This is a genomic window from Gluconobacter cerinus, assembly GCF_002723935.1.
GTDB classification, from domain to species: Bacteria; Pseudomonadota; Alphaproteobacteria; order Acetobacterales; family Acetobacteraceae; genus Gluconobacter; species Gluconobacter cerinus.
The window spans coordinates 803,001-827,413 of record NZ_BEWM01000001.1; the positions used below are offsets into that span (position 1 = coordinate 803,001).

A 24,413-nucleotide genomic window follows, 5' to 3' on the forward strand; every position below is an offset into this window, starting at 1 on the left:
TCAAGACTCCTCCAGTACACGATCCAGAAGCTCATCTGGAAGGACCATTACAGAGGGCCCCTCCGTCCAGACCAGGGAGCAGTGGATGGCAAAATCGGGGTGCAGTTGCTGGAGAACAGCCCGATAGGCCGCCATCTGCCGCACATAGGCCACGGGTGTGCGCTCAACGCGAATCGGGGGAGTACGGTTCGTTTTGTAATCACAGATCCAGATTTCTCCGTTCCCGATCCACAGACGATCCACCTGCCCCAGAACCACGCGCCCCTCACTGATGCCCGATATTGGCTGCTCTGCCCGACTACCTGCCTGAAACAGAGGTGCGAGATCCGGATGGCGCAGGACGCCCATGACCTGATCCGTCAGACGCTCAACCTCGCTCTCTGTCAGCCCGAGCGCAGGTCTGGAAAGCCAGCGGGTTGCAAGAGCTAACCGGTCCTCGGATGGCGTTTCCGGCAGAAGCTGAAGCAGGCGATGGATCATCGTGCCGCGCCGCATGGCCTGTTCCCGAACTGGCTTTGGCCTGCCAGCCAGAAGTTCCAACGGAGATCGGGCTGCGGGCACTTCGCCAAACTCCGCGCCATCCGGCCGGCTCGGCGCCAGAGGCCGGGTCATGGCGTCTTCCATCGGCGCAACATCCGCGCGCCAGTCGGGCGCACGACCTAGCCAGACCGGCAAGTCCAGCATGGGCGCGACGATTTGCGGCGCGGCATCGGGCGCAGGAGCCACGCTCCGCTCTTCTTCCAGAACTAGACGGTCTCCGTCCCAACCCAGTCCCAGCGGTTCGGGTCGCGCATTGGCGAGCGTTTCGAACCCGGCCTGACACTGACGATACCAGCTTGTCTCATCCGGCTGGCGTTTCGTGGACGCTCCGCAGATCACCAGCCAGTCACTGGCGCGCGTCAGGGCTACGTAGAGCAGACGGTTGTTTTCCGCCCGGGCCTTCTCTGCATCCCGGGCAGACAAGGCGGTCGTGACATCCGTTCCGGCATCTTTCTTTGGCACCCAGATCGGAAGGTCCAGCCCGGCGGCTTCTTCCCATAGGAAGTCTCCACTGGCTGGCGCACGGGACAACGTATCCGGCATCACGACCAGACGAGCCTGCAAGCCCTTCGATCCATGCACGGTCATGACGCGGACAGCCCCGGTTTCGCTTTCCGCTTCACGCTTACTGGTGATTTCGCTGGCTTCCAGCCAATGCAGAAACCCCTGAAGCGAAGGGGGGTGCAGTCCTTCGTATCGTAGGGCGGCTGTCAGCAGTTCGTCCACAGGTTCAGCCGCTTCCGGCCCAAGACGACGCAGCAGTCTTGTGCGCCCACCATGCGGGCCAAGCGCTTCGGCCAGCAGGCGATACGGCGTGGCATAATCCACCCGTGCATAGAGCGCGGACAGCATCGTCCATGCTGCCTGCCACTCCGCACGCTCCCGATGACGTTCCCGCAGGACAGTCCAGAGCGGCTGGCCTTTCGGGCCAAGGGCGTGGGCACGACCATCTTTTGTCGCCAGCGCCATCAGGGAATCATCACTCAGCCCACCGAGGGGTGAGGTCAGAACCGCCGCCAGTGTCAGATCGTCCTGTGGCAAAAGCAGTGCGGCACAGAGCGTCATGAGGTCGCGCACGGCCACCTGCTGCGTCAAACCGACGCGCACCAGTGTCGCGACCGGCACGTTCCGCGACTTCAACGCCCGAATCAGGGAGCGCAGGAAGGATGAACGGCGCGGCACGAGAATCAGAACATCGCCCGCTTTCAGAGGCGCCTGACCTGGCTGTGGCGAACGGCCAATCTGTTGATCAATCCACCCGGCGAGCGCCTCCGCCAGACGCTGTGGCGCACTGCGCTGGCCGGTATTGGCTTTCGGAGCCTGCCAGGGTGTCAGACCTTCATCATCGTCCTCGCCTTCCAACACCGGAACGAGCGGCCAGAGCTCAACACGCCCCCCTTGCCCCGGACGTGCGGACACATGAGGAAGCAGCGCCTCCTGCCCCTGTTCCAGAAGACCATGAGCCGCGTTCGGTTGAGAAAAGACAGCATCAACGAAAGATAGAACGGGCGTGACGGAGCGGAACGAAACATTCAGATCTGGGTCACGCCACGGCAGACCCGCATTCTGAACGCGGCGGGCAAACTCGGCTCTCCAGCTATGAAACTGTTCAGGGTCAGCGCCCTGAAATCCGTAAATGGACTGTTTGTAGTCGCCGACCGCGAACACAGTGCGGGGTCTCGGCCCCTGCTCCCATGCGCCCTCACCGGAGAAGAACTCGGATGTCAGAGCCCCGGCAATCTCCCACTGAAGGCCGGAATTATCCTGCACCTCATCCAGTAGAAGATGGTCGATCCCGCCATCTAGCTTGTAGAGCACCCAGGCCGCACCTGGATCTTCAAGCAGATTCCGCGTTTCCTGAATAAGGTCGTTGTAGTCCACCAGTCCACGCGCAGCCTTGCCCTCTCGGAAGCTGGACAGCATCGGCGCGGCAAGCGACAGAAGCGCACGGTTCAGGGAAAGAAGCACGGCGCGCTTGATGCTCTCGGTTAGGTCCAGCAAGCGCTGGCCTTCCTCTTCCAGCAGCGGCACGATCTCAGGAACAGCGTCCTGTGCTTTCTTGCTGATGATGCGGTTCATCTGCCGCACGGTGCCCTTGTCCGTCAGCAGACATTTGCTCCAGACGGGGGCCGAACGGTCTTCCAACTGTGTCCCAAGCCACAGAAGCATCTGCTCCACAGTGGGCTTCGCAGCGGCCGTGACAACGCCGAGCGCCGCCTGAAGTCCGGCCCGCAATTCCGCTTCCTTGCGAGGCTTACAGATCAACCCTTCCAGATCAGACGCCGCCTCCTGCCCGGCTTCCAGGGCTCCCCGATAGGCGCTCAGCACAGCGTCCGGCAGCATCTGCCAACGATCCAGCAGGGGACGGACGCGACTTTCTTCCATGTTCAGGGCGCGGATCCGCTGGAAGAACCGGTCGATCCCGATAGTCCCCGCCACTTCCGCCACGATTTTTGGAGCCTTGGCGAGTTCGTCTTCCATCGCCTCACGCAACGCCAGCGTCGTATCCGTATCTTCCATCAGGGTGAAATGCGGATCAACGGAGGCTTCAAGGGGGAAACGACGCAGGAGCGACTGACAGAACGCATGGATCGTTTCGATCCGCAAACCGCCCGGCAGATCCAGAACTTTCAGGAACAGCGCACGAGCCGCACGACGTGTCTCATCCGTATTGGGGACACGTAATTTCTCAAGTTCCCGACCCAGACGCTCATCCGGGAGCGACACCCATTCGCCGAGCCGGGACTGGAGACGATTGGCCATCTCGGCGGCGGCGGCTTTGGTGTAGGTCAAGCAAAGGATGCGGGACGGATTTGCCCCTTCGGCCAACACAATCGACCCATCATCCGCGTCCACTTCAAGGGGCAGCATCAGACGAAGCAGACGATCAATCAGCAGCTTGGTCTTGCCCGATCCAGCAGACGCAGACACGAACACCGATGCCATCGGATCAGACGCGGCAAGCTGTGTGCGATCAGCTTCAGCAATAACGTCAGCGCGGTTGCGGGTCTCGCTCATGAGTCGTCTCCTTCCGCATAGGCCGCGCGCCATTCATCCACCCGTGCCAACTGGGCGTAATCCGTGTAGCGCGGCACATGCCCGGCCCAGGGCTGGGAGCGATAGGGTTGATCGGGATGGTCATACTCCTCAATGAGACCGCGTAGTTTTTCCATGGCCTCGCCAATCAGGGCCGCCGCATCAAGGCTGGATTTCCGGCTCGGGACTTCGCTCTCTTTCCCCGGATCATCGCCGCCCGTCAGATGCCAGTACAGAAGCTGTTTCGTCTCGGCAGCCGGAACGCCTTCGAAAGCCCCCTTGGCCAGCAATGCCCCTTCCAGAACAAGCTGAACGGACCACCCACCTTCCACGGCTTTCCCGGTAGGCGGCGAACCGGTTTTGTAATCGAAGATCGTCGCCTTGCCGTCTTCATCAACGTCAATGCGGTCTGCCCTACCGCGCAGTTCGAACGGTGCACGTGCAGCTTCGATCTTGAACGACGCAGACACTTCCATATGCCGCGCGATGGCGTGTTCCTGTTCTCGCCGGGTGCGCTCCTGTATGGCAACCCAGTCTGCAATACGCTCCAGTCTTGGGCTCCACCAGCTGACCAGCGCAGGTCGCATATTGGCCTTGGCCAGTTCTTCTGCGAACGCACGCTTTAGGGATGCGGCCACATTCTGCGGCCAGCGATCCGGATAATCTTTGAGAACGCGATCCATGGCCTCATGCACAATCATGCCGAAATCCGCGTGTTCTGCACCTTCTTCAAGCGGCTTAAGCGCCTTCAGCTTCAGGACATGCTTGGCGTAAATGGCATACGGGTCCTGCATCCACGTCTCGATCTCCGTGATGCTCAGACGACGCGGCCGGAGTGCCACAGGAGGCCTTGGCTCTGGGGGAGCCACGGTTTCTGCACCATCCAGCGGCTGATCCATCGCCTTTTGCCATTCGAGCGCGGGATGCACAGGCAGTTTCTGCCCACGGCCACCCAGGAACGCTTCCATTCGCACCATCCAGCGGGCAGGCACACCCGGTGCACCGTCACGCCGGGCGGAACTGGAGAACACGACCTCCCCAGCGGCCAGAGCCGTTGAGACGAAATCATGAGCGCTGATGCCGATCTGCCGCTCAGGAGACGGCAGACCAACACGCGTTCGCATAGGTCGGCTCAACCATGGCCCCGGATCTGTTGCAGGTGGCCAGACCGTTTCGTTTAATCCACCCAGAACAACCACATCGAACGCCAGCAGACGTGCTTCGAGCACACCGAGAATGGTGACACGCGGATGGGCCAGTTCCACACCGCCACGATGCGCGCGCAGGCCCGTCAGCATCTGCCCGGCCATAGATGTATTCAAAAAGGAATCCAGATGCGCCAACCTTTGCGGTGGCAGGATGCCGGTATGCTGGATCAAAGCGGCCAAGTGGCGGGAGAGCGCCTCACCATCATCCCCCATCCAGAGACGCCCGCCCGGATGCAGTCCTTCTTCGGGCTCTGCAGTCAGTTCTGTTTCGGTCGCCGCTAAGGCTTCGGCGGTATGAATTAAGGCTTCCAGCAATTCAGGGAGTGGAACCGCGCCAGACAGGCCAAGCAAAGGCTCGAAAGCGGCTTCAATCCGGGCGATGAACGCTGCTGGCCCTTCCGGCTCATCAGGAGCATCCGCGCTTGCCCCATTGTCCGGGTCACGCTGGTTCTGGATATACGTCTCAAGCGCCGCCTTAAGGCCTGCGATACCGGGTGCAGGAGCGGGTCCACGCAACAACAAACGCTCCAGCCGACGGGCCGAGGCGTGACAGTTACCCGGTGTTCGCCCAAGAGATGCCAAAGGGTGTTTCAGAACAGAAAGCAGAGCCACCGGGGAAAGCTGCGCCTCGGCTGCCGTGGCGATCAGGCGCAGGAACACGGCGGTTGGCGTCTGCGCCAGAGGCTCACCGGCACTGTCATCAGCATAAATCCCGAACCGCAACAGCTCGGTTCCAACGCGCTGGGCAAGGCTACGATCTGGCGTCACAAGCGCGCAGGTCTGGCCAGGAACGGACACCACATTTCTAAGAATCAATGCGATGGACTGCGCTTCCTGCTGCTGATCCTGTGCAGGCAGCAGAGACAGGCCAGAAATATTCCGCGGTTTCAGATCCCGCCCCCAAGCCGTAATCCCCTGTTCCGGCAGCATGACGCCACGCATCAGGCGTTCTCTGGCCCGGTCCCTGCCGCCGTCCCAGTCCGTCAGATCGTCGCGTGTCAGCCCCAGATCCGTAAGAATTTCCTTGAGACCAGCCTGTGGGTGTGACGCAGGCAGCGCGTCCCACATCGCCTGAGGCAGGTCCAGATCAACCCCCGGAAGGATCACCAGTCCGGCCGGTAACGTCGCAACCGCCCCCAGCACATCTGAAACCGCTGCAGACCCATCTGCGAACCCGACCGCCCAGACAGGCGTGTGGGGAGGAACATGCTGCCACGCTGCCGCCTGCGCTTTCAGACGCGCAACCTGACGGGCGACGGGGTTCGACAAACCTTCTTCTTCTAGCCATTTCGGCCAGATCGTTGTAACGATTTCCAGAAATTTCAGCGTCTGCTGCCAGTGTTCTGAAAAGCGTTCTTCCACAGCGTCTGGCAGGCTTTTTGCCAGATCGACGCCACTGCGTTCGGCCTCATCCATCAGGTCCGCCAGTGCTTTGGCGAGAGGCCATGCCCGATCAATGCCTTTGGTTTTGTCCACTCCGACACTGACAATGGGCGTTTGCAGAATCAGCATGGACAGAACAGCCAGCCGTCTTTGTGGTTCAACAGCCGGGGGCAACGAGACATCAATCCCGATGGACGCCAGCGCCTCTTCATCTACGTCATTGATCGCAACGATGCGCGGCAGGAGGGATGCCTTGCCATCCAGCACGCGCAGAAATGCTTCCATCAACGCACGTCCGGCACGACGGCTCGGCACGAGCAGCAGGCCCGGACCGTCCGTTCCGGCAGCGGGGTCCTGTTTCAGCCATTCATGAGCGACCCGATCCAGAAACGGCTCGGTGCCAGCAATCGTCACAACGGTCATAGCGCAATCCCGCTCAAGCGCTCGTCCGGCCAGCCGGTCAGCTCCGCAAACCGTTCGTCTTCTGTCGCGCCCGAGGTGAGCGTCAGATGCAGTGCATTGGCAGGGAGGAGATCTTCGGCGCGCTCTGGCCATTCCACCAGCATAATGCCTTCACAGGCTTCATCCCAAGCCAGTTCATACAGCGCATCCGGCCCATCCAGCCGCCATAGGTCATAGTGGAAAACAGGCCCGGCAGACGTGTCATAGGGCTGAACCAGTGCAAAGCTCGGGCTTGGAACTTCCATCTGCGGATCACGGGCCAAAACCCGCAGAAATGCCCGCGCAAAGGTAGTTTTCCCGGCCCCCAGACCGCCTGACAGGGCAATGCAATCGCCCGGAGCGCACAGCCCAGCGATTCGGGCGGCAAGATGTTCGGTCGAGGACTGATCGGGAAGACGTATCTGCATCCCCGCAATGTGACGCCGCACGCCTCATCCATCAAGCGGTGGATGTTCTGCTTTCTGACAACAGGGCATTGCTCGTCACAAGCATAAGACATGACACAAAACGAAATAAAGTGAACGTTTTGTGATTATTTGAAAAATTCAAACAATCCTTATTGACTCTTTATTACATACACAGAGAAATGGTTTTTAACTTTTCAGTAACCATTCTGAACAAGACCATTCCAATCAGGGTATTTACCGATGACGTCCAACCTTCTGATCAATGAATTCATGTTCAATCCAAGTACATCGGGAGATCCAAACGAATTTATTGAAGTCAAAGGGGACGCCGACACAGATTACAGTGAATGGTCACTGATCGTTGTTGATGGTGACGGCAGCGTCGCGGGCAAAATTGACAACGTTTTTCAGCTCGGGACGACCAACAGCGCTGGCTACTGGGTGACGCCATACCAGACGAATGCTTTGCAGAACGGCACGCAAACTGTCCTTTTGGTCAAGAATTTCACCGGCAAGGCTGGCGATGATCTCGATACCGCCAATGGTGGGACGTTCACGTCCACGCCCTGGTCTGAGATTGGAGATACCATTGCCGTTTCAGACGGTGGCAGCGGTGATCCGACCTATGCTGGCGCTCCGGTTCTGACGGGTAAGCTGATTGCCGGCGCCTCCCGCATTCCAGATGGAACGGACACAAACAGCGCCTCCGACTGGGCAATTGATGACCCCTCACTGGCTGGTATCGAAGGCTACGGAACCACTGCCGCTGCGGGAACGGTTCTGGTTACACCGGGAGCCGCCAATGACGGGAGCGCTACAGGCGGTTCAGGAACAGGCACCAACACAGGTGGTTCTGATACCGGCACGGGAGGCTCTTCGGGCTCCGATACCGGGAGTGGAACGGGCACTGGCACCGGATCGGAAACAGGCGGAAGCTCGTCTGGCGGAACCAGCACCACGCCCCAGACTCTGACAATCCAGCAGATCAATGGCGTCGGCTATTACAGCCCGTATGCGGGCGCCAGCGTCACAACCACTGGCGTCGTCACAGCAATCGATACGAATGGCAGCATCGGCTTTTGGGTTCAGCAGGCCAGCAAAGACAAGGACAGCATCGGTAGCACAGGCATCTTTGTCTATGCGGGCAAGACAGCCACCCTTCCGACCGTGGGCGAAACCGTTACCATTACCGGAACCGTCACGAACTATTCCGGCACCTCCTGGAGCAAGTCCCTCACGCTGCCGGAGATCAATCTGGTCTCTTACACCGATACGGGCGCGACCTACGCAGAGATTGCTCCGACGGTCATTGGTCAGGGTGGCCTGACGGTTCCAGCCGCATCTTACCTTGGTGACCTTGAGCAGGCGATCGATCTTAACAAGAGCACGGCGTCTCTCAGCCCGGACACGAACGCTCTTGATTTCTACCGCAACCTCATCGGTCAGGTCATTACCCTGCATGATGTCGTAGCGACCGGCGCCACCGCGTCCAATGCCACATGGGTCGTGCCTGATAATGGTAATGGCCTCCTGACACCCACCGGTGCGCTTCAAAGCACCGAGAGCAGCATCAACACCCAGCGCGTCGAAATCTATTACGACAGCGGTGTCACGCCTGGTTCGGCCATCAGTGCCGAAGTCGGTGACAAGCTTGGCGATATCACGGGCGTGCTGACCTATTACAACGGCGTCTATGAACTGATCCCAACCACACAGGTCACCGTCATTCACACGGAAACGCCTGCACCGGTTACGACCTTCCACAAGGACGAGCAGAATCTTCTCGTCAGTGACTATAACATCGAGAATTTCAACGCTCTTGATCCGGCCAATGCAGACCGTCTGGCGCAGGTTGCCAAGATCATCGTACAGAACCTCGATAATCCTGACGTTTTAGCCATTCAAGAAATCCAAGACGACAGCGGCACAACCAGCGATGGTACGGTCAGCGCCGAGCAAAACCTCGCAGCGCTGGTCAAGGCAATCGCAGATGCCGGTGGCCCGACCTACTCGTGGGCGCAGGTTGATCCTGCCAATAACACGCAGGGCGGCGTCACGGGCGGCAACATCCGTAGCGTGTTCCTGTACAACGCAGACCGCGTCACGCTGAAAGAGCCCGTTACCACCATTGGCAGTGAGGAACTGAGCGGCACGTTCAAGAATACCCGCCTGCCACTGGTTGGAACCTTCGAGTTCAACGGCAAGGACGTCACGCTCATCAACGTGCATCTGTCCTCCCAGGCTGGAAGTTCGGAGCTTTATGGCGCGACCCAGCCACCGGTAAACCATGGCGGCACGACAGCGACGGTTAACAACCGTATCGCGCAGGCCCAGTACATCACGAACTACGTCCAGAACCAGCTTTCGAGCGATCCAACCGCCAAGATCGGCATCCTCGGAGACTTCAATGACGTGGCGTGGAGCGACGCCAATCAGGTCTATGCCAACGCTGGCCTGACAGACATGGAAACCAAGGAAGACGCGAGCAACCGCTACACCTACATCTACGAAGGTAACGCTCAGTCCCTTGATCACACCATCGGCACAGACGGGTTCGCCAATGCAGGCCAGTTCCAGACCCTGCATATCAACACAGGGCAGCTGGATGGTGAATCGGATCACGATCCGTCCCTGACCCTGCTGGAAATGACGGACTACAGCGCCACAAGCGGCGCAGCTCTGTCCGACGTTGCTCTAACGAATAGTCAGACCGCTGCCGTTCACAGCGGAAGCACAGCCTCGAACATCAGCGTTGGTGATGGCAGCCGCCTGGCACTTTATGCCGGCAGCACGACCAAGAATATCCATCTTGCCAGTGGTGCAAAAGTGGATCTGCCGGAACTCGCCTGGTCCAGCAGCACAACAGCAACCCTGACAGACCCTTCCACGCTGGAAATTTCCAACGGCACAGACACCTATACAATAGCCCTAGACAGCGATTACGCCGCCGATTTCTTCACAGTTCAGTCTGACAGTACAGGCGGCACCCTGCTCCTCGCCGAAGGGACGCCATGCTATTGCCGCGGCACGCTCATCCTGACGAACCGCGGGGAAATTCCCGTCGAGCAGCTTGAAATCGGTGATCTGGTTCAAACCCGCTCGAACGGTCTGCGGGCTATTCACTGGATCGGTCGCCGCAGCTATTCGGGTACGTTCGCCAATGGCAACCGCGACATCCTGCCAGTCATTTTCCGGAGCGGTTCTCTGGGCAACAATCTGCCCCAGCAGGATCTGTCCGTTTCGCCGCTCCACGCCATGTATCTGGACGGGGTCCTGATCCCTGCAGTCGCTCTGGTCAATGGCACGAGCATCCTTCAGGCAGAACGCATGGATGAGGTGGCTTATTTCCACATTGAGCTGGAAAGCCACGACGTTATCTTCGCGAACGGTGCAGAATCTGAAACCTTTGTAGACGACAGCTCTCGCGGCATGTTCCACAATGCCTCTGAGTATGATGCGCTCTATCCTGCAGCAGCGCAGGCTCAGGCCCGCTATTGCGCACCGCGTGTTGAAGAAGGCGCTCAACTAGCCACTATCCGGACGCGCCTGAACGCTCTTTCGACGAAAACACGTGTGGCAACGGGCGCTCTGGAAGGCTTCCTAGACGTCGTAACCCACACCCATATTGAAGGATGGGCACGCATTCCGGGCAGCACTGACGCCGTTCGTCTTCAGATCCTTGATAATGGGGTTGTTCTCGGCGAAGTCACTACGTCAACGGCAAGGCCAGATGTTGGTGGAGCCTGTGGCTTCCGATTTGACATTCCAGGCGGTCTGTCTCCGCTGGATCGTCACGTTCTGGAAGTGCGTCGCGCCACCGATCATGCTCCCCTGGGCAACACGCCCTGGATGATGGACCAGATGGAGCAAAAAATTCCACAGGCTGTTCTATCACCGTCGCCAGTGGCCCCTCTGGATGGCTTCATCGACATCGCTACACGCAATCGCATCTCCGGCTGGGCGACGAACCCTGCTGACTCCGAAGATGTCGTGACGCTGCAGATTGTCGATAACGGTGTGGTTCTCGCTTCCATCGTGGCGAACGGTCGTCGCCCCGATGTTGCCAAGAGCGGACGGCCCCTGCTCTGCGGCTTCGATGTGATCCTGCCCGGCGGCCTCTCCCCCCTCACACGCCATGTTCTGGAAGTGCGTCGGGAAGAGGACGGCGCACTTCTGGGCACACCACAGGTTCTGGAACCCGTAACGGCCTTCGACGCGGATATGGAGCAGACTGTAGCCCGCGCTGTGTCTGCCGCCGCTGACGAACAGTCCGGCGATCAGGTTCTGTCCTTCCTCCTTGGACAGGTGGAAAAACTCCGACAGTCCCGTGCTCTGGCCGTGAGTGGTCTGGCAGAACAGTCGCTTCATGCCACGCGCCGTCGCCGGGGAATGCCCACGAAGGCCACCACGCAACGCAAGCGCGCGCTCGTCATTGACAGCCTTCGCCCCGATGCCAAGCGGGATGCAGGGTCGCAGGCGATCCTGTCTCACATGATGGCCCTCGAAACTCTGGGTTATGACGTCTGTTTCGTAGCCGCTGACCAAATGGACATGACCGCTCCTCTGGACTCACTGCCGAGTGTAAAGGTGCAGGGGCTACCGTTCTTTGCGTCCGTCGAAGACGTTCTGCGCCGCCAGTTGAACAGCTTCGACGTCGTGTATCTGCACCGTGAAGATATCGCGACGCGCTACATGGCACTCGTCCGCCGTAACCAACAAAGAGCCTACGTCCTCTACAGCGTAGCAGACCTTCACTTCCTGCGTCTGGCACGTCAGGCCGCAGTGCAGGGCCGACCGGAACTGATGGCGAAAGCCAATCAGATTCGCGTGGCGGAATACCGTGCAGCTCTCCAGGCGGATGCTGTCCTGACGCACTCTGAAGCAGAAGCGGCCCAGCTTCGGAAAGATCTGCCGCAAGCCATCGTGCATGTGGTTCCATGGGCAACACCTGCGGCCAACAGATCGTCCACAAGCCACGACAGAAACGGCGTACTGTTCATTGGCAATTACGCACATGCCCCAAACAGTGATGCCGTGCAGTGGCTGGTGCATGACATCATGCCCGCAGTGTGGGCCATGGATCCGACCATTACCTGCACACTGGTTGGGGCAGAGATGCCAGACAGCATCCATGCTCTGGCCAGCGATCGCATCCGGGTTCTTGGTCATGTCCAGAACCTGGACAGCGTGCTGAATCAGGCGCGCCTCAGTGTCGCTCCTCTCCGGTTCGGGGCAGGCATCAAGGGCAAGGTTCTGGAAAGCCTCTCTGCGGGCGTACCCTGCATCATGACGCCCGTGGCCGCAGAAGGACTGGCGCTTCCGGAAAGCCTGCGTGGCCTTGTCCAGTCCACCAGCCAAGACATGGCCCAACAGATTGTGGCGCTGCATTCCGCCAAAACTCTGTCTGGCACCATTGAAGCCGGACAGACATACACCAGCGTCACATTCTCTGAAGGCGCTGTGACAACAGCACTAGGTATGGCACTTGAGCGGAAAGTAACGCTTCAGGCAGCAGGCTGAAGAAAAAGTCAGGACTGACCCAGGAGAGCCATCCATCGATCCATGATGGGGCCTTCCTGAAATTCCAGCGCTTTAAGGCGGCCCATGTCAGACATGGCCCGCCTTTTTTCATTCTGCTCCATCAGAGCCAGAAGAGCTTCAGCAAGTCCGATATAATCCTCTGGTGGCACGAGAATTCCTGTTTCCTCCGGCACAACCACTTCCGCCGGGCCGGTTTCGCAATCGAAAGCCACCACCGGCACTCCCGCAGAGGCAGCCTCCAGCAGAACCATCGGCAGTCCTTCGTAGCGCGATGAACACACATAGAGCGCGGCCTGCCGGTAATCGTCGTCAAGATGAGGGGTCGCGGGGGCAATCGTCACCCGCTTCAGGCACCCCGCCTGTTGCAGAAGCATGAGCCGTTCCGGTCCGTCTCCACGAATAAGCAGACACCAGCCTGCTCCGCGTTGATCGGCTTCTATAATCGCCCAGGCTTTCAGAAGGAGATCATAGCCTTTCTGAGCGGTCAGCCGACCTGCCGTCAAAACAAAACGAGAAGTCTGCGCATAAGCTGTCTGCCAGACCCGGGGGGCCATATTCGGAATAACTGACAGAGACGCTTTGAGGGATAGTCCTGCCTGCCAGAGCGCTTTGTCACGCGCCGTCAGGACCACCACATCATCAGCCCATCGTGCCGCAATCTGCCGCCCCCAGACCCGTTTGCGACGCCCCAGCGCAATGTTGAAATTGAAGTGCTCCCACACGATGCACCGACACCCGGCCAGACGGGCCGCAGCCACGCCATACAGAGCATGTGTGGCTTCCACGACAATTAGTGTGTCGATGCGGTGACGCTTCAGATAGCGCACCAATTTCCCAACAATTCGTGGCCAGGAGCTGAAAATTTTTACCGGCTTTTCAAACAGGGATTTTACGGGAATTCTGTCATCCAGCGGAAAGACGGGCGGGCCGTTTCCCACCAGTTCCAGCAGATGAACCGTCACATCCCGCTGAACAAGCCCGTTCATCACCGCGCAGGCAGAGCGTTCGGTTCCGCCTGTTGCATTAATATGTTGGATGACAAAGGCGCACCGCATGCGGGATGGTCTACCCCATTCAACTCAAAACGCCTAAGAAACAGATATGACGATTTCACCTCAAACCCTCTCCACCGACGTCGCAATTGTTGGCGCTGGTCCGACCGCCCTCTTCGCAGCCTTTGAATGCGGAATGCTCAAACTGAGCTGCGTCCTGATTGACGCGCTCGACAGTATTGGCGGTCAGTGCGCGGCGCTGTATCCGGAAAAGCCGATCTATGACATTCCGGCGCACCCTTCCATTGAGGGCGGCGCACTCATCGAAGCGCTGGATCAGCAGATTGCACCGTTCGACGTTCCCCGTCTGCTCGGCTCCCGCGTGGAAACCCTGACGGGCCACCGTGGGGACTTCACGCTCACCACAGCGCGTGGCGACACCGTGAAAGCCAAGGCTGTCATCATCGCGGCTGGAGCTGGCGCATTCGGTCCGAACCGTCCACCACTAGACGGACTGGAAGCGTACGAGCGCACAGGGGCAGTTCAGTACTACGTCAAGAAGCGTGCTGATTTTGCCGGTAAGAAAATTGTCGTTGCCGGTGGCGGCGATTCTGCTCTGGATTGGGCGCTGTCACTTTCAGAGGTCGCGGAGCACATTTATCTGCTGCATCGCCGAGACCGCTTCCGCGGTGCCCCGGAAACACTGTCCCGCATCGACGATCAGATCAAAGCGGGCCGTATTGAGAAGGTTGTCCCTTACCAGCTCCACGCCCTGCACGGTGCGGACGGCCAGCTTTCTGCCGTGGAAGTCACTACTCTAGCTGGCGAATCCCGCCATCTGGACGCTGATACGCTCCTGCCATTCTATGGCCTTTCCACGGATCTCGGCCCGATCGCGCTTTGGGGCCTGGACACGCATCGCAACACGGTTCCGGTCACCCCGGCGACCTTGGAAAGCAGCACACCTGGCATTTTCGCCATCGGCGATGTGGCAACCTATCCTGGTAAGCTTAAATTAATTCTTCAGGGATTTTCTGAAGGTGCGATGGCAGTTCATGCCATTCACGCCATAGTTCATCCGGATACAGCCCTGCACTTCGAATATTCCACCAGCAAGGGCGTTCCGGGCTGAAAAGCCGGGGGTAGACAACCGTTTCCGCTGGTGCTGATCTGATCGGTACCAAATCGAAAATACGGTTTTCTACCAATCGGAAAGCAGCAGAACTGTCATGAAAATCATCGTCATGGGCGCCGGCGTCATCGGCGTGACAACCGCCTGGTATCTTGCTCAGGAAGGTCATGAAGTTGAGGTTATTGACCGGCAGCCTGGCGTAGGGCTTGAAACGTCCTTCGCCAACGCCGGTCAGGTCTCCCCTGGTTACTCGACACCATGGGCCATGCCGGGTCTGCCGTTCAAAGTCGCCAAATGGATGACCAGCAAACACAGTCCGCTGATCATCCGCCCGCGCTTCGACACGGCCATGTTCCGCTTCATGGGCGAGCTGCTCGCGAACTGTTCGGAAAAAGCATACGACATTAACAAGAGCCGTATGCTTCGAATTGCGGAGTATGCCCGCGATAAAATCGACGCCCTGCGCGACGAAACCGGCATCACATATGACGGAGACCAAAAGGGTCTGATCCAGCTTTTCCGGACGGATGCCCAGGTCGAACACGCAGCCGAGGACATGCGTCTTCTGGCAGAAAGCGGCGTGGATCATCAGCTTCTGAACGTCGATGAAATCATTGCGCATGAACCAGGTCTGGCCCATGCACGCCATCGTCTGCGTGGTGGCTTGCGCCTTCCGGGCGATCAGACAGGTGATGCGCATCTCTTCACACGTCGTCTCGCTGCCATGGCAGAGCAGAAGGGTGTGAAGTTCCGTCTTGGCACCACGATTGAAGCCATCGAAGCGGCTGACAAATCCATCGTAAGCATTCGTACCAGCGCTGGCCGCCTGACAGCAGATGCGTATGTGCTGGCTCTTGGCAGCTACTCCCCACGCCTGATGAAGCCACTGGAGCTGCGTCTGCCGATCTATCCGGTCAAGGGATACTCCCTGACCATGCCAATCACAGACGAGAGCCGTGCGCCGGTATCCACGGTGAATGATGAAACCTACAAGGTTGCCATCACGCGCCTCGGGGATCGCATCCGCATTGGCGGCACGGCCGAACTGACTGGCTTCAGCTTACGCCTGAGCCCGGACCGTCGTGAAACGCTGGAACTGTCGTTCAACGAGATGTACGGCGGCGGCGACCTCTCCGCCGCCCGTTACTGGACCGGCCTGCGCCCCTGCACTCCAGATGGCACACCCATCGTCGGGCCAGCTCCGCGCTACGGCAATCTATGGCTTAACACCGGTCACGGCACGCTGGGCTGGACGATGGCAGCGGGCTCCGGCCAGATCGTTGCAGACCAGATCTCTGGCCGACAGACGGCCATTCCGTCACTGGATCTCTCTCTCGATCGCTACCTGTAAAACGATGCTGCTATCGGCTTTATAAAGCTGATAGCAGCATTCTTTCTCTGGCAGACCGATCTGACGTGATCTGCCAAAATCGGTTTTTAGCTATACTCTTCCGCTCAAGCGGACAGAAAAGCCTGAACGTCCTCTGCGGACACTGTGCCTTCGTGCTCAAGCAGCTCCTGCTTACCACCAACATGATGGGGCATCACCATCAACGGCGTTCCGTCATCCATAAAGCGAATACGCAACGTCTCCCAATCTGGTGCTACAAACTGCTTGTAAGCCTGCACTAAAGCGCATTGGTCGATACACCAGTTGGTCGGATTATCCGGATTGTAGGCAATTTGAAGATAATTATGCAGGAAACGGGCGATGTCGGGCACTTTCTCCGCATTCCCAAAGTAGGAGATGCCAGCCCCAAAACCCCACGGCTCTCCAAAAAACTGATGCCCGGCTTTATCGTATGCATAAAGGCGGAAGCCATAATCTGCCGTGGCTTTCATCTCTTCCCAGAGTGTCAAGAAATCTGACGGAAAGTAGCCATCACAGTCTGCGGTAATGACCGGACAGCTCCAGCGCTCGGCAATTTCCGGAAAAATCAGATATCGAATGGCCGTGTAGGTTGCACCGTCACGGTAGGTCAGCGGGCCATGCGCAAAGGTGAAATCAAGCCCATAGTCATGCACCGACAAGGCACTGGCTATTTCTTCCAACCAGTCCAACTGTTCACTCGTCGGGCTATCGATACCCAGACAGAGGCGGATGCGGCCCCCCTTCGATCGGGCCATGCACACTTTCAGCAAAGACAGCACTAGCTTGGGAATGAACTGGAAGTATCCAGTATCACATCCGAAAACTAGACAAAGCTCTGGCTGAACGTCCTCCTGCCCTGGAAGAACACTGGACTTCCAAGTCCACGCCGACGTTCCAAGACGGTCTTCCACGACTTTGTCTTCAAGGCCTGCAACTTCATTTTCAGGCAGCCACGAAAACACACCGCAATTATAGTGAATTGGCATGATCCCGGTTTCGATGGCTTGGGTCTTGGCCTCGCTATAATGCTTGTCTGCGGCAGCTCGATCCCCGGACAGCCACGCGTCATGCCCTAAACAAATCTCGCTCCAGTAACGGATGCCATTACATGTCTGCTCATGCCGCAAAAGCGCCAGGCCACGGTCTCGGCCTTTACTGAAACAGGACTGCTCAAACATCAGACTGTAGGCCTGCACCACATCCTGATTATTTGTTGTGGCCAACTTCTGGGAGAGCATCAGGGAATCAAAAAGAGGATCGAAGCCACTTCCTGAAACCTGTTGCATCAGTTCTGGGAGAAGAAGAAGCATGTTCTCTCCTTCTGCCATTCTGGTCTCAAGATACCCAAATTGCCTGATTATGCTCGGATCAGGGAACTGCTGTGCAAGCGCCTGAGACAGGTGCGCTGTCGCGGCAGCATGATCTCCCATCCGCTCCGACAGAATGGCCTGAAAGTAGATGAGATCAGGACGCTCATCATACAGTCGGGCACATTTCAAAAATTCCTGGGCAAAATCCAATCGCCCCTGCTCTGCGCACATCAACGCCAGATACAGAATATGAATGATTTCATGCGGAGCGACGGAAACTTTGAGAATTTGCCTGTTCAGCCATTCAGTTTCGGACGTTGAATCAATACCCATGAGACTCTCAGACAGGGCATTCAACAGTTGAGATAAGACTTTGGGCGGGCAAGATTCCAAGATCCAGACGGTCTCTTCGCCTTCAGTTTCCAAGAGAACGATATCATCTTCTCTCGTGGCCATCAGAGTTTCGAGAGGCCATGCTTGCTCCCCAATTACGAGAGAAAATTCACGAATATATGGGAGGTGCAAAGGCCCTTTCCCCATAGACCATCTGCGCGACAGCAGAGCATGAAGGACAGGAATGAGAGATGCCCGGATTGGAAGAAAGCTCTCCCAGTCCATGTGATGCCCCGTCCAGTCCAGATCCATGGAATTCCGGCTGGAGAGAAACTCTGTCCCCATCCTCAGAACGCACAAAGGACGTGTTGTGTCAGGCAGTTCGCGAAGCACGAGCCCAGACCGGGCAGGTGTCACTTCATAGCCGTCCTCTAACAGAACTGGTGTGACCACTTTTAGCAAGACGTCTGCAAAGGATGCTGTGCAGAGGCAGGCTTCCCTGCTGGCAAGCAGTGTTCCATGCCAGGACAGAAGATAAGAAGTCATGAAATCCAAATCCGGAAAATTGACGGGACGATAATCTTGAACGCAACAAGTCTGGGGTAACCGTACAGTAAAAACAAAAAAAGCGGGACCAGCCTGCGCCGATCCCGCTTTCCTCTACTTACCACCCGGTAAAACCGGGTAAGCCGCCATTAGTTGGACGGTGCTGCTTCATCCGTCGTGGAGGCAGCAGCGGCAGCCTTCTTGTGCTTCTTGTGGTGGTGCTTCTTGTGATGATGCTTCTTCGTGGTGCTCGTCTTGTCAGACATTGCGGCATCCGTGGATGCTGCTTCCGGAGCGGCGGCAGGCGCAGCCGGCTCTGCTGGCGCGGCAGGAGCCGTAGGAGCAGGCGTTGCTTCGACCGGAGCAGACACTGGATCAGCGAAAGCCGGAGCAGCTGTCAGGGCCAGAGCAGAAACGGCGGCGATTAGGGAACGATTGAAAAGGCGCATCTGAGAACGAAGCTCCAGAGAACTGAAAAACGGACCACATTTCAGAAAATTTGAAGTGGCCATGCTTTGAAATTAGCACCAGTGCGCGTCTTCGTCGTGCATTAACTTTATGAAATTTCAGGGGGATAGAGGTTCCTCTTCGCAAAGACGCCTCAATTCCGCCAAAGTCCCGTCGAGGACTTTCTGATTTCTTGCCTCTCGACTCTCAGCCATAAAAAAACGCGCACCGGAAACCCGGTGCGCGTTCTTTAAAATCTATTCCCTGATGGGAAAGATCAGCTTTCGCGGCTCTTGGAAGCGCGCTTACGCTCGTTCGGATCCAGGTAACGCTTACGGATACGAATGGCGGACGGCGTCACTTCAACCAGCTCATCGTCTTCAATGTAGGCGATGGCCTGCTCAAGGCTCATACGGCGCGGCGGCGTCAGAAGCAGGGCTTCGTCCTTGCCGGATGCACGCATGTTGGTCAGCTTCTTTTCACGGACCGCATTGATGTCCAGATCGTTCTCGCGGGAGTGCTCACCCAGGATCATGCCTGTGTAAATCTTCTCGCCAGCGTCCACGAACATCGTGCCACGATCTTGAAGGGCGAACAGCGCGTACTGCGTTGTCTGACCGTCTTCAGCGGAGATCAGCGAGCCGTTACGACGGCCTTCGATCGTGCCGACATACGGCAGGTAACCATGGAACAGACGGTTCATGAGGCCGGTGCCGCGCGTGTCGGTCAGGAACTCACCGTGATAGCCGATCAGGCCACGGGACGGGATCAGGAACGTCAAACGAACCTTGCCACCACCGGACGGACGCATGTCCTGCATCACACCCTTACGCAGGGACATCTTCTCGACGACAACACCCGAATACGGCTCGTCAACGTCGACCAGAACTTCTTCGAACGGCTCTTCACGATCGCCGGTCTCTTCGTTTTCACGGAAGAGAACGCGCGGACGACCGATCGTCAGCTCAAAGCCTTCACGACGCATCTGCTCGATCAGAACGCCAAGCTGAAGTTCACCACGACCGGCAACTTCAAAAGCTTCGCTTTCCGGGCTTTCCGTAACCTTAATGGCCACGTTGCCTTCGGTTTCCTTGAAAAGACGGTCACGGATCTGACGGGACGTAACCTTCTTGCCTTCACGGCCACCCAGTGGACCATCGTTGATACGGAAGGTCATGGACAGGGTCGGCGGATCAACCGGGCGGGACGGCAGCGGCTCGCTGATGGACGGATCAGCAATCGTGTCCGGAATCGTTGCTTCGGACAGACCAGCAACGGCCACGATGTCACCGGCTTCGGCTTCATCAACCGGCACACGGTCCAGGCCACGGAAAGACAGCAGCTTGGTCAGACGGCCTGTTTCGACAACCGTTCCGTCCGGACGCAGCACGCGAACAGGCATGTTCACCTTCGCACGGCCCTGATCGATACGACCCGTCAGGATACGGCCAAGGAAGTTGTCGCTCTCAAGGATGGTTGCAACCATGCCGAAAGGCGCATCCTTGTCGACGTTTGGCGTCGGGACGTGGCGCAGAACCAGATCGAACAGCGGGGACAGGTCCTTCTTCGGTCCTTCCAGCTCAAGATCAGCCCAGCCCTGACGGCCGGAAGCGTACAGCATCGGGAAGTCGAGCTGGTGCTCGTCAGCGCCCAGGGATGCGAACAGATCGAAGATTTCTTCGTGCACTTCGTCCGGACGCGCGTCGCTACGGTCGATCTTGTTCACGACCACGATCGGGCGGATGCCACGGGCCAGAGCCTTGCCCAGAACGAACTTCGTCTGCGGCAGAGCACCTTCAGCGGCGTCAACGAGGATGATCGCGCCATCTACCATGCTCAGGATACGCTCGACTTCGCCACCGAAGTCAGCATGGCCCGGCGTATCAATGATGTTGATACGCGAGTCTTTCCAGACAACGGACGTGCACTTGGCAAGAATGGTGATGCCACGCTCGCGTTCGAGGTCATTGCTGTCCATCGCGCGATCAGCAACGTGCTGGTTCTCGCGGAAAGAGCCGGACTGCTTGAGGAGCGCGTCAACCAGCGTGGTTTTGCCATGATCGACGTGCGCGATGATGGCGATGTTACGGATTTCCATTTGGTCTTCCAGACGGTGCATCGAAGATGAGAATTTGCGCCGTCTTCTGCACCGAATCCCGCGAATATGCAAACTCTGTCGCAGTCTTTTCGTAAAGGGGCCGGGTTGAGTGAGGCGCAAAGCTGGTCCACATCTTCGGAAAACACAGTCTTTCCGCGAGAAGAATCCACCATGTCCGACCATCATCCAACGGGGCCTTCCGCCCCGGGAACTGACGCCCTGAGCCAGCTTGGCCGTAACACGCCTGCCGCAAACAGCCCGGAAGAAGCCGTTCTGGAGCGTGTGCCCTCCCCTCATCAGGGTCGCAAATACGTTGTGCGCTTCACGGCACCGGAGTTCACATCTCTTTGCCCCGTGACAGGCCAGCCGGACTTCGCGCACATCGTCATCGATTATATCCCGAGCAAATGGATCGTGGAGAGCAAGTCTCTCAAGCTGTACCTGACCAGCTTCCGCAATCACGGCGCTTTCCACGAGGATTGCTCCGTTGCGATTGCCGAACGCCTTGTCGAACTGCTCGATCCGGAATGGCTGCGCATCGGAGCCTACTGGTACCCCCGCGGCGGCATTCCAATCGATGTCTTCTGGCAGACAGGTGAACCGCCAGTAGGCGTCTGGATTCCCTCACAGGACGTTCCCGGCTATCGGGGCCGTGGCTGAGACATGACTGAAGCGGCTGCCATTGCCCGTGCCCGCGGGCCTATCACCCAGGCACGGCTGGCGGTTGATTTCAGACGGATTGGCCTTGAACCCGGTATGACGGTTCTGGTTCATACGGCCATGAGCCGTATTGGCTGGATCTGTGGCGGGGCAAGAAGTGTTATTGAGGCTCTTCTTCAGGTTGTGGGGCCGGAAGGCACGATCGTCATGCCTGCGCAGTCTTCGGACCTGAGCGATCCCGCCGGATGGTGTGATCCACCCGTTCCACAGACCTGGTGGGACACGATCCGGGCCAGCATGCCAGCGTTCGATCCCCGCACAACCTCCACGCGGGGCGTTGGCACCGTTGCCGAGACCTTCCGCACGTGGCCTGGAACGCTCCGAAGCCTGCATCCGCAGGTTTCCTTTACAGCCCGGGGGCCACGGGCTGCAGACATCCTCTCCAGCCAGCCTCTCGAAGACCCGTTTGGCGTTGTTTCCCCTCTCGCGGTTCTGAACCAGTGCGGCGCTTACGTGCTGATGATCGGCACAGGCTGGGAAACCTGTACGGCGCTTCATCTGGCGGAACGCCTCTCAGATCCGCACGGCCCCACGTTTGAAGACGGAACTGCTCTGCTGGTGGATGAGGAACGTCGTTGGGTCCGGTTCCGCATGCCGCAAACGAATGTGGAGCGCTTTCCGGCCATCGGGGCAAAGCTAGATGGGCAGGCCATGCTGCAACATGGCCATGTCGGGGCGGCCCCCTCGCGGCTGTTTCCAGTTGCGCAGGCGGTTGATACGGCCGTGGAAATATGGAGCTTACCGTCCCCCTTATGATGTAACCGGGATGCGTATTTCAGTCCGCCTGTGCGGGCTCTTTCTGAGGGCCAGCACAATGAGAACCACTCCATAAACAAGCGCCACACCATCCACACTCGCAGCCAAGGACGTAACCTCTCCCGACGTCAGAGATCGTGTCATGTCCGTCAGGGGGATCAGCAGGGTCAGCACGCCAGCCGCAGTTATAAGGGGACGAAGACTTCTCGTTCCGCCCCAACACGCAGCGACAGTGAGGCAGATGAAAAAGACCGCGTAAAACAGGGCCTCAGCTGCCTGGTAGTGGCCTCCTTCTGGCAAGAAAGGCGCGGCAGCAAGAACTGCGGATACACCGCTGATGCAGCCAATCATGCAGCCTGTTGTCAAAGCCGAAAGGCAGCGCGTTCCAAAGCTGTCTTCCGCCAGACCAGCCGAACGGTCACGGCGCCTGCGTGATGAGATCCAGAGCTGATTGCCTGAGTAAAACAGGAATGCTCCACCAAACCCCAAAACGGCATAGCCCCATCGGATCAGCCACCCTCCGTAAGTCCCGAAATGCAGAGCGTAGATCAACGTGAGGGCCTGGAATGCCGGCTTCTGATGGTTGGGCAGAAAATCAGTTGAGATCAGGCGCCCTGTGTAAGGATTGACCTCGCCATACCCCCCATCCGGCCGACGGCTGATCTGTGCCGCATCCTGTACCGTCACGTGCAAAGACAGCTTCCCGCCCCGGCTGGAATAGGCCAGCGTGTCCGGCTCAAGCCCCGGAACCTGCTTTCGAAAGGCATCGACAATCGCCAGTGGCTCAAGAAGTGCCTGAGGCCGGTCACCTTGGTGCGAGTGATTTTTCTGAGGCAGATGCGTAGACACTGCTGGCAGAAACAGGGTTTTCTCCAACGCCATGATGGGCTGATGAAATGCAAACCCAGCAGCCGTTGCAGCCATCACGATGTGAAACGGCAGCGAGCAAACACCCAGCAATGTATGAAAATCGAGCCACATGCGGCGCAGATTTTCGGTCAGTCTGACGGCAAAGAGATTACGGACCAGAGAGGGCAGCAGAACAATCGTGCCCGACACAAGCGCCACAGCATACAAAAGCGCCACAATCCCCATGATAAGGCGCCCATATTCCCGGTTCAGAGGAAGGCCTATTCTTTGATGCAGGATGTTGAGGAAATACCCGACCTGCGAGGGTGTTCTCGTCTGGGTAACGAGTGTGCCATCTGCGGCCAGACCTGCATAAACTGTCCGTGCAGGCCCATGGTCCCTGTCTGATGAGACAACCCACATGAGGCTCGATGGACTGGTCTCATCCGGATGCAAAACCACAGTATGGTTGGCAATCATGGACGGATCTGCCGTCTCGGCCTTCTGCACCAGTTCGGACAGGCGATCAGCCGGAACCGGGGCTGGCAACGTAGCTGTGCGAGAGGCCCAGTTCCCCAGCGGCAATTCAAACATCGTCATGCCGCCTGCGTAAAAGGCGATGAACAGGAACAGCCCTGCCATAATGCCCACCCAGCTATGAACATTCCGGTAAAGCCGAACGACATCTCCGCGAATCTTCATGCCATGACACCATGCAGCAGGAAAAACAGGACCCACACCACGGCGTTGACGAGAACCAGCGTCAGCCATGCATGACGGGGGGAGCGGAACAGGAAAGAAAATGCCACCACAAGCCCCCAGACAGGCCCGGGAAACCAGCGCAAAATCTGGGATGCTGCGGTTTTAAGCTGGGCATCGGCGTGAAACAGCAGCCCCAGGATGCCCATCAGACCGATCGCCAGCGTGGCGCCGAGTATCAGTCCAGCCAACACCTTCCCGATCCATCCTGTGCCATCCAATGGCTTGGGCTGCGTCGTACCACTCACAATGTGCGCCCCTGAGGCCTGAAAATCGCCAGTGTAAGAGGCAGCAGAATACACGCCAGCATCAGCACGGTTCCGACGATCAGCAGTGCGGTCAGAAAATGCATTCTCAGGCTCATCCCCCCCACAGCAGCCAACAGGCTGAGCAGCCCCGGCAATAAGCCCTCACGCGGCGAAAGAGAGCGGCGCAGCAGACACTGAGACGGTACAGACAGGTAAAACAGTCCAGCCGCGAGACTTGTCAGGACTACAGAAAGGAGTTCGAACACCACCGGTC

At 58.3% G+C, this 24,413-nt stretch carries 15 protein-coding genes; 5 read left to right on the forward strand and 10 right to left on the reverse strand.

The genetic code is table 11. The features are described from left to right. Genes addA through tsaE form a run of 3 tightly spaced genes read right to left on the reverse strand, consistent with a single transcriptional unit; the run spans nt 1 to nt 7,036 of the window. Nucleotides 1–3,558: a double-strand break repair helicase AddA gene (addA, locus tag GCE01_RS03685; RefSeq protein WP_099210989.1), complete on the reverse strand. Its 3,558-nt coding sequence runs from the start codon at nt 3,556–3,558 to the stop codon at nt 1–3. Beyond that, a complete protein-coding gene (gene addB, locus GCE01_RS03690; protein ID WP_099210991.1) occupies nt 3,555–6,590 on the reverse strand; it encodes a double-strand break repair protein AddB in 3,036 nt (1,011 codons plus the stop codon). The genes addA and addB overlap by 4 nt, the downstream gene beginning before the upstream one ends. After that, nucleotides 6,587–7,036, reverse strand: coding sequence for a tRNA (adenosine(37)-N6)-threonylcarbamoyltransferase complex ATPase subunit type 1 TsaE (tsaE, locus tag GCE01_RS03695; RefSeq protein WP_099211143.1), 450 nt, complete (start codon nt 7,034–7,036; stop codon nt 6,587–6,589). The genes addB and tsaE overlap by 4 nt, the downstream gene beginning before the upstream one ends. A gap of 240 nt (nt 7,037–7,276) precedes the next feature. Here tsaE and GCE01_RS03700 point away from each other — a divergent pair, with 240 nt between their 5' ends. Continuing rightward, nucleotides 7,277–12,556: a Hint domain-containing protein gene (locus GCE01_RS03700; protein ID WP_099210993.1), complete on the forward strand. Its 5,280-nt coding sequence runs from the start codon at nt 7,277–7,279 to the stop codon at nt 12,554–12,556. 8 nt (nt 12,557–12,564) lie between these two features. On the opposite strand, the gene GCE01_RS03705 is transcribed toward GCE01_RS03700, so the two are convergent. Further along, on the reverse strand, nt 12,565–13,632 hold the full coding sequence (locus tag GCE01_RS03705; protein ID WP_099210995.1) for a glycosyltransferase family 4 protein: 1,068 nt from the start codon (nt 13,630–13,632) through the stop codon (nt 12,565–12,567). Nucleotides 13,633–13,678: 46 nt separating this feature from the next. Here GCE01_RS03705 and GCE01_RS03710 point away from each other — a divergent pair, with 46 nt between their 5' ends. Then, entirely contained in the window at nt 13,679–14,701 is a 1,023-nt protein-coding gene (locus tag GCE01_RS03710) for an NAD(P)/FAD-dependent oxidoreductase (RefSeq protein ID WP_099210997.1), read from the forward strand. Between the two features lie 97 nt (nt 14,702–14,798). Then, entirely contained in the window at nt 14,799–16,052 is a 1,254-nt protein-coding gene (locus tag GCE01_RS03715) for a D-amino acid dehydrogenase (RefSeq protein WP_046900180.1), read from the forward strand. Between the two features lie 104 nt (nt 16,053–16,156). Here GCE01_RS03715 and GCE01_RS03720 read toward each other — a convergent pair whose 3' ends face one another. The 3 genes from GCE01_RS03720 to typA form a co-directional block, all read right to left on the reverse strand. Then, nucleotides 16,157–18,262: a tetratricopeptide repeat protein gene (locus GCE01_RS03720; protein ID WP_099210999.1), complete on the reverse strand. Its 2,106-nt coding sequence runs from the start codon at nt 18,260–18,262 to the stop codon at nt 16,157–16,159. A 149-nt stretch (nt 18,263–18,411) separates the two neighbouring features. After that, the gene (locus GCE01_RS03725) at nt 18,412–18,711 is read right to left on the reverse strand and encodes a hypothetical protein (protein WP_244591067.1); all 300 of its coding nucleotides are present in this window, start codon (nt 18,709–18,711) and stop codon (nt 18,412–18,414) included. A 275-nt stretch (nt 18,712–18,986) separates the two neighbouring features. Continuing rightward, nucleotides 18,987–20,807, reverse strand: a complete 1,821-nt coding sequence (gene typA, locus GCE01_RS03730) for a translational GTPase TypA (RefSeq protein ID WP_099211145.1) — start codon at nt 20,805–20,807, stop codon at nt 18,987–18,989. Nucleotides 20,808–20,978: 171 nt separating this feature from the next. On the opposite strand from typA, the gene queF reads away from it, so the two are divergent. Together queF and GCE01_RS03740 are read left to right on the forward strand one after the other, a co-directional pair. After that, on the forward strand, nt 20,979–21,467 hold the full coding sequence (queF, locus tag GCE01_RS03735; protein WP_099211147.1) for a preQ(1) synthase: 489 nt from the start codon (nt 20,979–20,981) through the stop codon (nt 21,465–21,467). Nucleotides 21,468–21,470: 3 nt separating this feature from the next. After that, entirely contained in the window at nt 21,471–22,283 is an 813-nt protein-coding gene (locus tag GCE01_RS03740; protein ID WP_099211003.1) for an aminoglycoside N(3)-acetyltransferase, read from the forward strand. Here the strand turns inward: GCE01_RS03740 and GCE01_RS03745 are convergent. The 3 genes from GCE01_RS03745 to GCE01_RS03755 are packed head-to-tail and all read right to left on the reverse strand — an operon-like array spanning nt 22,278 to nt 24,408. Continuing rightward, entirely contained in the window at nt 22,278–23,834 is a 1,557-nt protein-coding gene (locus GCE01_RS03745; RefSeq protein ID WP_099211005.1) for a PepSY-associated TM helix domain-containing protein, read from the reverse strand. The two genes, GCE01_RS03740 and GCE01_RS03745, sit on opposite strands and share 6 nt — an antisense overlap. Continuing rightward, complete coding sequence (locus GCE01_RS03750; protein WP_099211007.1) at nt 23,831–24,139, reverse strand: hypothetical protein; 309 nt, start codon at nt 24,137–24,139, stop codon at nt 23,831–23,833. The genes GCE01_RS03745 and GCE01_RS03750 overlap by 4 nt, the downstream gene beginning before the upstream one ends. Next, nucleotides 24,136–24,408 carry a hypothetical protein gene (locus tag GCE01_RS03755; RefSeq protein ID WP_244591068.1) on the reverse strand — a complete coding sequence of 91 codons (273 nt, stop codon included), beginning with the start codon at nt 24,406–24,408 and terminating at the stop codon, nt 24,136–24,138. Before GCE01_RS03755 ends, GCE01_RS03750 begins: the two co-directional genes overlap by 4 nt. Nucleotides 24,409–24,413: the final 5 nt, after the last annotated feature.

Coding starts and splice junctions, on each gene's coding strand:
- addA (WP_099210989.1), bottom strand. CDS start 3,558: ATGAGCGAGACCCGCAACCGCGCTGACGTTATTGCTGAAGCTGATCGC.
- addB (WP_099210991.1), bottom strand. CDS start 6,590: ATGACCGTTGTGACGATTGCTGGCACCGAGCCGTTTCTGGATCGGGTC.
- tsaE (WP_099211143.1), bottom strand. CDS start 7,036: ATGCAGATACGTCTTCCCGATCAGTCCTCGACCGAACATCTTGCCGCC.
- GCE01_RS03700 (WP_099210993.1), top strand. CDS start 7,277: ATGACGTCCAACCTTCTGATCAATGAATTCATGTTCAATCCAAGTACA.
- GCE01_RS03705 (WP_099210995.1), bottom strand. CDS start 13,632: ATGCGGTGCGCCTTTGTCATCCAACATATTAATGCAACAGGCGGAACC.
- GCE01_RS03710 (WP_099210997.1), top strand. CDS start 13,679: ATGACGATTTCACCTCAAACCCTCTCCACCGACGTCGCAATTGTTGGC.
- GCE01_RS03715 (WP_046900180.1), top strand. CDS start 14,799: ATGAAAATCATCGTCATGGGCGCCGGCGTCATCGGCGTGACAACCGCC.
- GCE01_RS03720 (WP_099210999.1), bottom strand. CDS start 18,262: ATGACTTCTTATCTTCTGTCCTGGCATGGAACACTGCTTGCCAGCAGG.
- GCE01_RS03725 (WP_244591067.1), bottom strand. CDS start 18,711: ATGCGCCTTTTCAATCGTTCCCTAATCGCCGCCGTTTCTGCTCTGGCC.
- typA (WP_099211145.1), bottom strand. CDS start 20,807: ATGGAAATCCGTAACATCGCCATCATCGCGCACGTCGATCATGGCAAA.
- queF (WP_099211147.1), top strand. CDS start 20,979: ATGTCCGACCATCATCCAACGGGGCCTTCCGCCCCGGGAACTGACGCC.
- GCE01_RS03740 (WP_099211003.1), top strand. CDS start 21,471: ATGACTGAAGCGGCTGCCATTGCCCGTGCCCGCGGGCCTATCACCCAG.
- GCE01_RS03745 (WP_099211005.1), bottom strand. CDS start 23,834: ATGAAGATTCGCGGAGATGTCGTTCGGCTTTACCGGAATGTTCATAGC.